This window comes from Aliifodinibius sp. S!AR15-10, from assembly GCF_031569985.1.
Lineage (GTDB): Bacteria > Bacteroidota > Rhodothermia > Balneolales > Balneolaceae > JAMQKA01.
Window position 1 is genome coordinate 19,308 of record NZ_JAMQKA010000010.1, and the last position, 11,910, is coordinate 31,217.

The 11,910-nt window shown below is 48.2% G+C and carries 10 protein-coding genes; 9 read left to right on the forward strand and 1 reads right to left on the reverse strand.

What is annotated here, in order from left to right; genetic code table 11:
- Position 1: 1 nt before the first annotated feature.
- Together NC796_RS08595 and NC796_RS08600 are read left to right on the forward strand one after the other, a co-directional pair.
- Positions 2-1,540 (forward strand): RagB/SusD family nutrient uptake outer membrane protein, encoded by a 1,539-nt coding sequence (locus NC796_RS08595; RefSeq protein ID WP_310683967.1) that lies wholly within the window; start codon positions 2-4, stop codon positions 1,538-1,540.
- A 152-nt stretch (positions 1,541-1,692) separates the two neighbouring features.
- Positions 1,693-3,192, forward strand: coding sequence for an alpha-L-fucosidase (locus NC796_RS08600; RefSeq protein ID WP_310683968.1), 1,500 nt, complete (start codon positions 1,693-1,695; stop codon positions 3,190-3,192).
- Between the two features lie 21 nt (positions 3,193-3,213).
- Here the strand turns inward: NC796_RS08600 and NC796_RS08605 are convergent, their stop codons facing one another.
- Complete coding sequence (locus NC796_RS08605) at positions 3,214-3,996, reverse strand: IclR family transcriptional regulator (protein WP_310683969.1); 783 nt, start codon at positions 3,994-3,996, stop codon at positions 3,214-3,216.
- Positions 3,997-4,281: 285 nt separating this feature from the next.
- Between NC796_RS08605 and NC796_RS08610 the strand changes: the two genes are divergently transcribed.
- From NC796_RS08610 to NC796_RS08640, 7 genes are all read left to right on the forward strand, one after another.
- The gene (locus NC796_RS08610; protein WP_310683970.1) at positions 4,282-5,427 is read left to right on the forward strand and encodes an extracellular solute-binding protein; all 1,146 of its coding nucleotides are present in this window, start codon (positions 4,282-4,284) and stop codon (positions 5,425-5,427) included.
- Positions 5,424-6,563, forward strand: coding sequence for a CaiB/BaiF CoA-transferase family protein (locus NC796_RS08615; protein ID WP_310683971.1), 1,140 nt, complete (start codon positions 5,424-5,426; stop codon positions 6,561-6,563). Before NC796_RS08610 ends, NC796_RS08615 begins: the two co-directional genes overlap by 4 nt.
- 113 nt (positions 6,564-6,676) lie before the next feature.
- The gene (locus NC796_RS08620; protein ID WP_310683972.1) at positions 6,677-7,840 is read left to right on the forward strand and encodes a CaiB/BaiF CoA-transferase family protein; all 1,164 of its coding nucleotides are present in this window, start codon (positions 6,677-6,679) and stop codon (positions 7,838-7,840) included.
- A gap of 20 nt (positions 7,841-7,860) precedes the next feature.
- Positions 7,861-9,102, forward strand: coding sequence for a sugar ABC transporter substrate-binding protein (locus NC796_RS08625; RefSeq protein ID WP_310683973.1), 1,242 nt, complete (start codon positions 7,861-7,863; stop codon positions 9,100-9,102).
- Positions 9,102-10,190 (forward strand): Gfo/Idh/MocA family oxidoreductase, encoded by a 1,089-nt coding sequence (locus NC796_RS08630; protein WP_310683974.1) that lies wholly within the window; start codon positions 9,102-9,104, stop codon positions 10,188-10,190. The genes NC796_RS08625 and NC796_RS08630 overlap by 1 nt, the downstream gene beginning before the upstream one ends.
- A gap of 49 nt (positions 10,191-10,239) precedes the next feature.
- The gene (locus NC796_RS08635; RefSeq protein ID WP_310683975.1) at positions 10,240-10,689 is read left to right on the forward strand and encodes a MaoC/PaaZ C-terminal domain-containing protein; all 450 of its coding nucleotides are present in this window, start codon (positions 10,240-10,242) and stop codon (positions 10,687-10,689) included.
- Between the two features lie 18 nt (positions 10,690-10,707).
- The gene (locus NC796_RS08640; RefSeq protein WP_310683976.1) at positions 10,708-11,745 is read left to right on the forward strand and encodes an L-rhamnose/proton symporter RhaT; all 1,038 of its coding nucleotides are present in this window, start codon (positions 10,708-10,710) and stop codon (positions 11,743-11,745) included.
- The last annotated feature ends 165 nt before the right edge of the window (positions 11,746-11,910 follow it).

The window sequence follows — 11,910 nt, forward strand, 5'->3', positions numbered from 1 at the left end:
GATGAAGAAATTACCTTTATATATAACTATAGTTAGTTTGATCGCACTCGTATCGTGCAATGATCTGTCACAAAATGTGCACAGCACGATAACCGAGGACAACTTTTTCCAGTCTGAGCGGCAAGTACTGTCAGCCGCGGGTCCAGCCTATTCGGATCTCAGGACCTACACCCAGGTAGCTGGAATCTGGGGCGTCAATGAGTTCACCAGTGATGAACTGGTACTCCCGACACGGGGACGCCACTGGTACAACGACGGTATGTATCAGCGTTATCAACGGCACCAATGGCATTCCGAAGAGGGTAATACCAATATCGCCTGGAATGACATTTTCAGCGGCATCAACACCTGTAACCGGCTGCTTGCCCAGTTCGAGCAGCTTGAAGAGAAAAGCGAGGCTGTAGAAATTATACTCAGCGAGCTGAGGGGCCTTCGAGCTTTCTGGTACTTTACGGCGCTGGACATGTTCGGCAACGTACCGCTGGTAACCAGCTTTGAAGACGCCGAAGCGGCTCCTTCCAACAGTACCCAGGAAGAAGTGTTCAATTTTGTGGAGCAGGAATTGCTTGCTGCGATCCCCAACCTCCGCACGGAAATGAGCACCAGCACCTACGGGCGTTTCCACCGGTGGGCTGCATACGCTACCCTGGCTAAGTTATACATGAACGCCGAAGTGTATACCGGCACAAGCCGGTGGCAGGATGCCGTTAACGCGATTGATGAAATCATCAACTCGGGTCAGTTTTCTCTTGCCAGCGATTATTTTTCAAATTTCGCAGTAGAAAACCAGGGATCAGAAGAAAATATCTTCGTCATTCCCTATGACAACACGTACACTACTGAGTGGGGTGCCATGCTGCAGTTCCACTTCTGGGGCATCCACTTTAACGGTCACAATGCATTCAACATGCAGAACGGCGGTTGGGACGGATATGCCGGTGTACCGTCATTTGTAAATTCATTTGATGAGGCTGATGTCCGCAAGGATATGTGGCTGACGGGTGTACAAACCACACCAAGTGGTGATACGCTCTACAATAACCAGGAGCTTCCTTCTGATTCTGCACTGGTGTATACGGTTAATATTAGTTCCCTGGAAAATGCACATGAAAATGAAGGGGCCCGCCTGATGAAATATGACTACACTGATGCCCAGGGCTGGACGCTCTCCAATGACTTTGCTGTCTTCCGCTACGGTGATATGCTGCAACTCAAAGCAGAAGCACTGATGAGGTTAAATGGCGGAAATGCCACCCAGGAGGCGGTTGACTTGGTAAATCAAGTTAGAGCCAGGGCATTTGATAATCCTTCCCAGCATGAGTACACAACAGGCTCGCTGACCATGGAAGAGATGCTCGCAGAACGCGGCCGTGAAATTGCTGGTGAGGGTTGGCGACGTCACGACCAGCTGCGGTTTAGCGATTTTACAAACGGAACGTGGGAATGGAAAAGTGAAAGTCCCGACTACCGGAAGATATTTCCCATTCCGCAACAGCAGTTGAACGCGAATCCCAACTTGAGTCAAAACCCCGGTTATTAATAGTACCCGGATGGCTTCTCCCTGGTTAATTACCATTAAGGGGAGGAGCCATTTTTTTATTCGCCTTCCACACTTCTATAATCTTTTAAAACAGATTCTTTGGCCTGTAATGGGAAGAGGTTTGTATTCATATGCAACTTCAAATGCGTAAAATGAGATTTTATAACTTTTTTTTATTGAGTCTATTCCTGGCAGTTTCACTTTCTTCCTGTAGCCAGGATACCGAATCCACCAACGTGAATTGGAAGGATTTGGAAAATGAAACCCCTGAGTGGTTTAAAGACGCCAAGTTTGGCATCTACTTTCACTGGGGTGTGTATACCGTTCCGGCCTATCACAGTGAGTGGTATTCGAGAAGCATGTATTTTCCCGGCAGCAAGGCCAATGAACACCATTTGGGACATTACGGTCCGCTTGATGAGTTCGGGTATAAAGATTTTGTGCCGATGTTTAAAGCAGAGAGGTTTGATCCGGATGCCTGGGCTGAGCTGTTCGTAAAAGCGGGGGCACGGTTTGCCGGTCCAGTGGCAGAGCATGCCGATGGATTTTCGATGTGGGATAGCGAAGTAAACTCATGGAATGCCAAAGACCGGGGACCGGAAATCGATGTGGTGGATGCGATGGAAAAAGCGATTCGCCAGCACGATCTAAAATTCATCACCACGTTTCATCATCAATGGCACTGGGGATGGTATCCTACCCACAAGGATCCGGACTCAGTTGATGCTGCAGACCCGGCCTATTCCGAGCTTTATGGTCCGGAGGTCTCGGAGGCAGCCTGGCGGCATGAAGATGATGCTGCCCGTCCTGATGAAGCGTTTTCCCGGCTTTGGGCTGACAAGGTGCATGAGGTCATTGAGGGCTACGATCCCGATATGATCTACTTCGATACGCGCATGGGCCATATTGATGAACCTTTCCGCGAAGAAATTGTTCGACATTTTAGGGAGAACAACAGCGAGCGCGGCATGAAGGGGCAAGGAGTGATCTTGCATAAATTTGATGACCTGCCGGCAGAAGTGAGCGTGCGTAATCATGAGAAATCACGCATGAACAGGTTGGGAGAGCAGGTTTGGCAGACCGAGGAGCCGATCACCACGTTCAGCTGGTGCTATACCCAGGATATGGAGTTGCGGCCCGCCCGCGATATTTTGCACAGCCTGGTGGATATCGTCAGCAAAAATGGGGTGTATCTTCTGAATATATCTCCAAAGTCGGATGGGACGATACCACAAGACCAGCAGGATATTTTGCTTTCGATAGGTCAGTGGCTGGATCGCTATGGAGAAGCCGTTTACGGCACACGTCCCTGGTATCGCTATGGGGAAGGACCCCGTTACGATGCAGAAACGAGTGAAGAAGAATCGGATGAAGAATATCACGAACTGAGCTATACGGCTGAAGATGTGCGATATACTACCAAAGGAAATACTATTTACGCCATCCTTCTGGGCCAACCGGGTGAAAAGGAACTTCAGCTGCAGGCATTTTCGCAGAATTCACAACCTGTAAAGGTGACAAATGTACATCTGATCGGTTCAGATGAAACTCTTGCCTGGAGTGATTCAGAGGATGGATTGAACGTGACGCTGCCGGCAGAAGTACCGGCAAACATGGCAACCGTACTGAAGATAGAAACTGGAGACGGTTGATCTTCAGGCGACTTATTGCAATCAATCCTGGACTTGGTTAATCCCAATTTTGTCCAGGATTTGATCTGCAGTGTCCTGGGCCGACTGTCTAATTTTATCGAATGAGATTGTCTCATCAATCTGGGTGGTCAGGATGGAAACAGCCAGCGAGGCAAACACCTTGGTGCTGCCGTCCCCGATGGGTACCACAACATCAGTCACGCCCTGGGCGACATCGCTGGGTTTGGAGTAATATCCCTGGCTGCGAATATTGTTCAGTGAATCAATGAACTCCTGTTGTTCTTTGGAAGAGTATTCTTGAAAGTCCGGTATCCTGGATAGCTGATTATTACGGTCTTGTTCATTCATGAAGGCCAACAAGGTTCGTCCGGATGCCGTCAGAAGCAGTGGAAACAGGCTTCCTTCTTCAACAGACAAAGAGATGGGGCCGGGACTTTTTGACTGATAAATCACCATCAGCTGGTCATGGTAAATAACGCCGAGATGGCATGATTGATTGGTGATCTCAGAGAGTCTCTGCATCGGGTATTCCGCTACTTTTCGTATTTCATCCACCGGTGAGTGGCGATGCGAGAGATTGTAGAGCTTAAGCGACAAACGATATTTACCGGATACTTCATCGCGTATGAGGTACCCTCGTTCTTCGAGGCAGACCAGCATGCGGTAAATTTCATTTGTGCTGCGATTGATTCCCTCGGCTATCTCAGTCTGGGAAAGGGAAGTAGCTTTTTGGGATAAGTGTTCAAGAATATCCAGGCCCTTTTCAAGGGCAGGCGCCTGGTAGCTGTTACTGCTTTTGGCCATGTGTTCAAAGTTTAAGTCAAAGTAAGTAATTATTTGAAACGTACTGAGTGGTTAAAAATATGAGGTTATATGGAATCCTGTTCCTTTTTAAGCAAGGTTAATCAGAATTACCCTCATGATACGATCACTCAATGAAATTAAAAGGTTTAAGCAAATAAAGTCTTAAAAATTAAAATTTAAAAATTGAACGATAATTTTTGACGCATTGAACAAGAAGTAGCTATCAGTTTTTTATTTTTAAATATTGAATTTATATTTAAATAAATTTAAGAATCTCTATTGGTTATGACCAGCAAAAAACTTAAGGGAATAACGTGGAATCATAGCAGGGGACTCGTGCCCATGGTGGCGACAGCGCAGCGCTACAGTGAGCTCCATCCCGATATTGAGATTGAATGGCGGGCTCGTTCACTCCAGGAGTTTGCAGATAAGCCGCTGGATGAGCTTGTGGATGATTATGATTTGCTTATTATTGATCATCCGTGGGTTGGTCATGTGGCGGCGACAGGGATTTTGGCTCCACTGGAAGACCACTTGTCAGAGGAGTTTTTAGAGAATCAGGCAGCCAACAGTGTAGGGGCCAGCTATCCGAGCTATGCCTATGGGGTTTGCCAGTGGGCGCTGCCAGTAGATACGGCGTGCCCGGTTGCTTCCAGCCGCCCCGACCTGTTGAAGGAAGCAGGGCTGGAGCTTCCACAAACATTCGAGGATGTTCTTGACCTGGCCCAAAAGGGATATGTTGCATTTCCCGCTATACCCATAGATTCGTTGATGAACTTTTATATGGCGTGCACGGCCTTTGGCGAAGATCCATTTCAAACGAAAGAAAGAGTGGTCAGCCGGCAGGTCGGGAAAAAGGCGTTGCAACTGCTGAGAGAGCTGGCTTCACATATCGATCCAGCCTGTTTTGATCGAAACCCAATTAAAACCTATGAGGCGATGACACAGGGTGATGATATCGCCTATTGTCCATTTGCCTATGGTTATATCAATTATGCGCGTCGGAACTATGCAAGGAAAAAGCTTCAGTTCCATGATCTGGTTTCGATAAATGGAGACGGGCAGCTGGTTTCCACCCTTGGGGGGACCGGCCTTGCGATATCGGCAGGCAGTGATTATATCAAAGAGGCCTGTGATTATGCCGCATTCGTGGCCTCCCCCCAGTGCCAACAGTCCATTTATGTAGAAAGTGGGGGGCAGCCGGCCCATAAGTCAGCCTGGAAAAGCGATTACGCCAATAGCCTGTGCGGAAATTTTATGGCAGATACACTTCCGGCCCTGGAGCGTGCTTTTTTACGTCCACGCTATGACGGCTACCTGTATTTCCAGGATCATGCCGGTGATCCTGTACGTGATTTTCTCATGAACGGCGGAAGCGAGGAAAAGATATTGGAAAAGTTGAATCAGTTATATAAAGAAAGTTTAGTTTGAAACCATTAGAAGGATTACTTGTACTCGAATTTTGTCAATATTTGGCCGGACCCTCTGCCGGGCTGAGACTGGCAGATCTGGGAGCTCGTGTCATAAAGATAGAGCGTCCGGGAGAAGGTGAGGGAGGGCGAAGCCTGTCCATTAAAAACCTGTTCGCCGGTGATGAAAGTGTCTTGTTCCATACGATCAACCGGGACAAAGAATCATACACGGCAGATTTGCGGGATGCGGAAGATCTCGAAAAGGTGAAAAAACTTGTGGCACGAGCTGATGTTCTTACTCACAACTTCAGGCCGGGGAAAATTGAGAAATTCGGACTCGGGTATGAGTCTGTAAAACAGATCAATCCAGGAATAATTTATGGTGTTGTGACCGGATATGGAAGTCGAGGTCCCTGGGCAACAAAACCGGGGCAGGACCTGCTGGTCCAGGCGATGTCGGGATTGACCTACCTTTCAGGCGACAGGGATGACCCGCCCGTCCCGTTTGGGATGTCTGTTGCTGATATTCTCAGTGGAGCCCACCTGGTGCAGGGTATATTGGCAGGATTGATAAAACGGGGCAAGACCAACGAGGGCAGTTTGGTTGAAGTGAGTCTCATGGAGTCGGCCCTCGACCTGCAATTTGAGGTGCTTACCACCTATCTGAATGATGGCCACAAGAAACCCAAACGCGCCAGGGAAGGGAATGCCCACGCTTACCTGCGTGCCCCCTACGGGATATACGAGACAAGCGATGGGTATATTGCCATAGCCATGGAGCACCTGCACGAACTGGGCCAAAAGATCGGTTGTGAACCGGTATTGAAATATGAAGAAAAGGAATGGTTTAGCAAGCGGGATGAAATTATGGAGCATCTGCGCCGGTCTTTTAAAGAAGAAAGCACGAGTCACTGGTTAGGCCTGCTGGAGCCGGCGGACATCTGGTGTGCCGATGTGTATAATTATCCTGAGTTTCTTAATTCAGAAGCATACAAAACCTTGCGGATGGACCAGGGCCTGCAACTTGGCAATGGTGATGCGATCAAGAGTACGCGCTGCCCGATACGAATTGACGGGGAGCGAATTTATGGTTCCAGGGCAGCACCTTCCGTGGGTGAACACAATGAGTCCATCGCCAGCGAGTTTTCGCTATGATAGGGGAATGTTTAGATTTTTTTGTAAATGTGTATGATTACGTTAACAAGCTTAAACAAATTCATCACCCGGGCAGAAAGTAACCAGAATTAGAAAGTAGTGTGTGAAAGAGAATGAACAAGCCGTTAGAGGACATTTTAGTCATCGATTTCAGCCAATTTTTATCAGGCCCCTCGGCCAGTCTGCGAATGGCGGATCTTGGTGCACGCGTTATCAAAATTGAACGACCGGGAACGGGAGATATATGCCGAGATCTGTACATCTCCAATGTCATTATGAATGGAGAATCATCGGTTTTTCATGCGATTAATCGTAACAAAGAGAGTTATGTGGCTGATCTTAAGGATGAGGCTGACCGCAGTGAAGTATGGCAACTTATTGAGCGGGCTGATGTCGTGATGCATAACTTTCGGCCCGGTGTGATGGAACGGCTGGGATTTGACTACGAATCTGTAAAAAAGGTTAAACCTGATATCGTTTACGGAGAAATTTCCGGCTATGGTCCGGAAGGTCCCTGGAAAAGTAAACCGGGGCAGGACCTGTTGGTGCAATCGCTTACCGGCCTGACCTGGCTAAGCGGAAGCAGTGATAAAGGTCCCGTGCCGATGGGGCTTGCCATTGTGGATATATTGACGGGCACCCATCTTGCTCAGGGCATCATGGCGTGTCTGGTCCGGAAGGGCATTAACGGGGATGGTGGACTCGTCCAGGTAAGTATGCTGGAGTCTGCCGTCGATTTCCAGTTTGAAACGATTACAACCTATTTCAATGATGGAGGTCACCCGGCAGAGCGTTCCAAGAATAATAATGCTCATGCTTACATCGGGGCCCCTTATGGCATCTATCAAACAAAAAGCGGATACATGGCCCTGGCGATGGGATCAATACCTCACCTTGGGAAGCTGCTGGATTGTCCTGAACTTTTGAACTACCAGGAAGAGTCCGACTGGTATGACAAAAGGGATGAGATCAAAGGAATTTTGGCGAATCACCTGGCCAAAGGCACAACCCGGAAATGGCTGGATATCCTTGAGCCCGCCGACATCTGGTGTGCCGAGGTTCTTTCCTGGGATGATTTAATGGACAAGGAAGGGTTCCATCTGTTGAATATGATACAGGAGGTGACCATGGATGACGGGTACTCCTATAAAACAACCCGGTGTCCCATTTCATTTGATGGTGAGCCAATTTTTTCCGATAAAGGATCTCCCCAGCTTGGAGAAGATACGGAGGAGATCTCGAATGAATTTATTCGAGAGCATATTCAAAACAGATAGGGAAAACTCAATTTCCAACTATGACCATGCAGAACGATACGCTAAGAGTAGCAGTGCGCACGTTTGAGCCATTTGAAACTGCTCTGCAGAAGATATGGGAGGCCTATTGTCAAAAGACAGGCTGCAAGCTCAAGCTCGAAGCCGTTCCCATGGAGCTGGCCGACCTGCACTCCAAAACGCTGGGCGAAGGGGGCCTCAAAAAGGGGGAATGGGATATTGCGTACCTCAACACTGACTGGCTGGCCGAGGCGCATGCCACCGGATCTGTTCTTGATCTGAATAGTCATATCGAGGAAAATCCGCCACAGGATTATCCTGAAGGATGGTCAGACTCCCTGCTCGGGTTACAAGCATTTGGAGATGAAGTTGTCGGTCTCCCGTTTCACGACGGGCCGGAATGCCTGGTATATCGCAAAGATCTGTTTGAAGATGAGGATGAGCGGCAACAGTTTTATGATCAATACGGGTGGGAACTTAAACCACCCGAAACCTGGGAGGAGTACCTGACAATCGCCCGTTTTTTTCAGCGGCCGGAAGAAGATCTTTACGGAACGGTATTCGCAGCCTATCCCGACGGACACAACACGGTATTTGACTTCAGCCTGCAACTCTGGACGCGCGGCGGTGAGATCGTAGATTCCGAAGGAAATATCAACATTAATACAGCGGAGGCTCGCAAAGGTCTTGAGTTTTATCGTTCCATGCTTCAGGATGACACCGCCGTCCATCCAAATTGCCCCGAGTTCGATTCAGTAAAGGCGGGTCTGGCGTTCGCCCGCGGGAATGTTGCCATGATGGTTAATTGGTTCGGTTTTGCAGCGCTCTGTGAAGTACATGAAGAGTCCACTACCAAAGGAAAGGTGGATGTTACTACCATTCCCCGAGGACCATCGGGTGAGGAGGTTTCTCTGAATGTATACTGGGTGTATGCCATTGGTGCGAGGAGTTCACACAAAGAGATTGCCTACGATTTTATCAGGTTTGCTGTCAATGCACAAAATGACAAGTTCTTGACCCTGGAGGGCGGGATCGGCTGCCGGCGGTCTACCTGGCGCGATGAAGAGGTGAATCGAACGGTGCCGTACTATCATCGGCTGGAAGAACTTCACCGGAGCGCCCGCGAGTTGCCCCGTCGTAACGACTGGTCGGAGATCGCCGGTGTCATTGACCAGGTGGTGCTTGATGTAATGAACACCGATCAACCGGTGGCTCAAATTCTTGAGAACGGACAACGGGAAATAGAACAAATCGCATTAGCGTAATGGATATCAACTACAAACAGCAGCTTCCTGAAAAACCATTGCCGATCTGCATCATCGGGGCCGGTGGGATCGTCAAGGATGCCCATCTGCCGGCCTACCAAAAAGCGGGATTTGAAGTCTGGAGCCTGACGGATATCGAAGTTGAAAAGGCGGAGAAGCTGGCCCGGGAGTACGATGTCGAGAACGTGTACGATTCGGTGGCTGAGACGGTAGCACAGGCTCCGGATAACGCCGTTTATGACTTGGCCCTGGTTCCTGATTATTTTCTGGAAGTATTAAAGCAGCTGCCTGACAATACCCCGGTATTGTTGCAAAAACCAATGGGAAGCAGTTTTGACGAAGCCAGGCATATCTATTCAATCTGCCAGGAGAAAAAGCTGAATGCCGCCCTGAACTTTCAGTTGCGTTATGCCCCGTTCGTGAATGCCGCACGCTCCCTGGTTGAACAAGATGCTATCGGTGAACTGTATGATATGGAGATCCGCCTGACCTGTCACACGCCGTGGCCGATGTTTCCCAGCGTCATGAATAAGGAACGACTCGAGATTTTATACCACAGCATCCATTACCTGGACTTGGTGCGCTCATTCCTGGGAGATCCCCAGAGTGTGATGGCAAAGACGCTGCGGCACCCGGAGAAATCAACCTCCTCCTCACGAACTACCATTTTGTTTGACTATGGTGATACCCTGCATGCGGTTATCAATACCAATCACGACCATGAATTTGGTCCCAAACATGAAGAAAGTTTTATCAAATGGGAGGGAACCAAGGGAGCCATAAAAGCCAAGATGGGCCTGCTGTTGAACTACCCCGAAGGCGTCCCCGACAAATTTGAATACTGCCTGTTGGATGAAGATGGGGAGCACGAGTGGAAAACCAAAGAGTTGGAAGGAAGCTGGTTCCCAGATGCGTTTATCGGAACGATGTCTAGCTTGATGCGGTACCACACCGGTGAGACGAAAGAACTTCCTACGCGCGTTGCAGATAGCCTGAAAACAATGGCAGTGCTCGAAGGGGCTTATACCAGCAGCAGAAGGGGTGGGATATCGTTGAATGAATTTAACTTGGCCGGTGAAGAGTCGTGAAAGTGAAACTCATTGTGAATATTAAATTTGAATGATGTAGGAGATTTTTATGAAGGTAGAATCACAATTTTTTGAAGATTATGAGTTGGATTATACCCGGAAAACACTCGGGCGAACGATTACCGAAACTGATATTGTAATGCATGCGGGACAGACTGGTGATTTTTTTCCTCACCATATGGATGCCGAATGGTGCAAGGAACAGTCGTTTGAACGGCGTATTGCACACGGGACTCTCATTTTTAGCGTAGCTATTGGGCAGACAGCCTCAGAAATAAACCCTGAAGCGATCTCGAAAGGATACGATCGGCTGCGGTTTATTAATCCCGTCTTTATCGGGGATACTATCCACACCACAGTGACCATATCTGAAAAGGAAGATCACAAAAACCCGGGGTACGGCCAGGTAACAGAGCATGTGGAGGTCTTTAACCAGGATGATAAGATTGTGTTGGCCTGCGACCATCTGCTGGTTGTAAAACGAAAAGAATCGAAATAATAAATAACAAAGGTAATCATGATACTTGGTCCAATTTTCGGGACAGGACTGCATGCGATCGGCGGCATGGCCGCTTCAACCTGCTATACCCCTTTTGAAAAAACAAAACAGTGGTCGTGGGTTTCATTCTGGCTGGTGCAGGCTGTTTTTGCCTGGCTGCTGGTACCCTTGATTCTTGGCATATTGACGGTGCCTGATTTTTTTACCATCCTTCAAAACTCTTCCCCAAATGTGGTGCTGGGAGCGTTCCTGCTCGGCGGCCTCTATGGATTTGGCGGCATGTCGTTCGGGATGGCGATAACGCATATCGGTTATTCCCTGACCTACACCATTTCGATAGGTATTTCAGCCGTGCTTGGCACCATAATTCCACTTATGATCAATGGTAAACTGGTCGAATATTTCTCAAAGCCGGGTGCGGACATTGTTCTTGGGGGGATGCTTCTCTCCATTATCGGCGTTATCGTTTGCGGCTGGGCGGGATTCCGTAAAGACAAGGAGCTGGGCGGAACCACAAATTTTAATATGGCCACCGGACTTATCCTGACGATTATTGCAGGAGTACTGTCTGCCGTGTTCAATATCTCCCTCGAGTTTGGTCAACCTATCGCCGATATGGCGGCAGACAAAGGGGCTGGTGTTTTTGAAGGAAATGCAAAGCTGATTGTTTCCACTGCGGGATGCTTTGTGGTAAATGTCGTCTGGTTTACCGTCTTGGGCTTCAAGCGTAATACTTTTAAAGAGATGATGCCAAATAACGGCCTGGGGAATGGCGATCTGGTCAAAAATTATACCCTCTCCGGCTTGGCCGGAACCTTGTGGTGCATGCAGTTTTTCTTTTATGGATTAGGCCATGTAAATATGGGGGATTTCCAGTTTATAAGCTGGGTGCTCCACATGTCAATGCTCATCTTTTTTAGTTTCCTGGTCGGGGTTTTCATGAAAGAGTGGAAAGAGGTATCCAAAAGTACATTCAGGCTTTTGATTATCGCTCTTGCCGTCCTCTGCATTTCGTTTGTAATCATTACCTACGGGAGTACCAACGGGGTAGCATAAGTCAATTTAACTCGCAAAGGAAGATGTTTTTTAAAAAGAATACATCCCTTTTGGTTTAGATATTGATCAATTTTAGGTGGCTCCTGGCTGCTGAAAAGTTCTCAGATATTCTCGTAACATTTTAGCATATTCATGCGTGTATTAATTCTTTTGCAATTAATCTAT

Excerpts from the sequence above, each read along its gene's own strand:
- NC796_RS08595 (WP_310683967.1), top strand. The coding sequence starts at position 2 with ATGAAGAAATTACCTTTATATATAACTATAGTTAGTTTGATCGCACTC.
- NC796_RS08600 (WP_310683968.1), top strand. The coding sequence starts at position 1,693 with ATGAGATTTTATAACTTTTTTTTATTGAGTCTATTCCTGGCAGTTTCA.
- NC796_RS08605 (WP_310683969.1), bottom strand. The coding sequence starts at position 3,996 with ATGGCCAAAAGCAGTAACAGCTACCAGGCGCCTGCCCTTGAAAAGGGC.
- NC796_RS08610 (WP_310683970.1), top strand. The coding sequence starts at position 4,282 with ATGACCAGCAAAAAACTTAAGGGAATAACGTGGAATCATAGCAGGGGA.
- NC796_RS08620 (WP_310683972.1), top strand. The coding sequence starts at position 6,677 with ATGAACAAGCCGTTAGAGGACATTTTAGTCATCGATTTCAGCCAATTT.
- NC796_RS08625 (WP_310683973.1), top strand. The coding sequence starts at position 7,861 with ATGACCATGCAGAACGATACGCTAAGAGTAGCAGTGCGCACGTTTGAG.
- NC796_RS08630 (WP_310683974.1), top strand. The coding sequence starts at position 9,102 with ATGGATATCAACTACAAACAGCAGCTTCCTGAAAAACCATTGCCGATC.
- NC796_RS08635 (WP_310683975.1), top strand. The coding sequence starts at position 10,240 with ATGAAGGTAGAATCACAATTTTTTGAAGATTATGAGTTGGATTATACC.
- NC796_RS08640 (WP_310683976.1), top strand. The coding sequence starts at position 10,708 with ATGATACTTGGTCCAATTTTCGGGACAGGACTGCATGCGATCGGCGGC.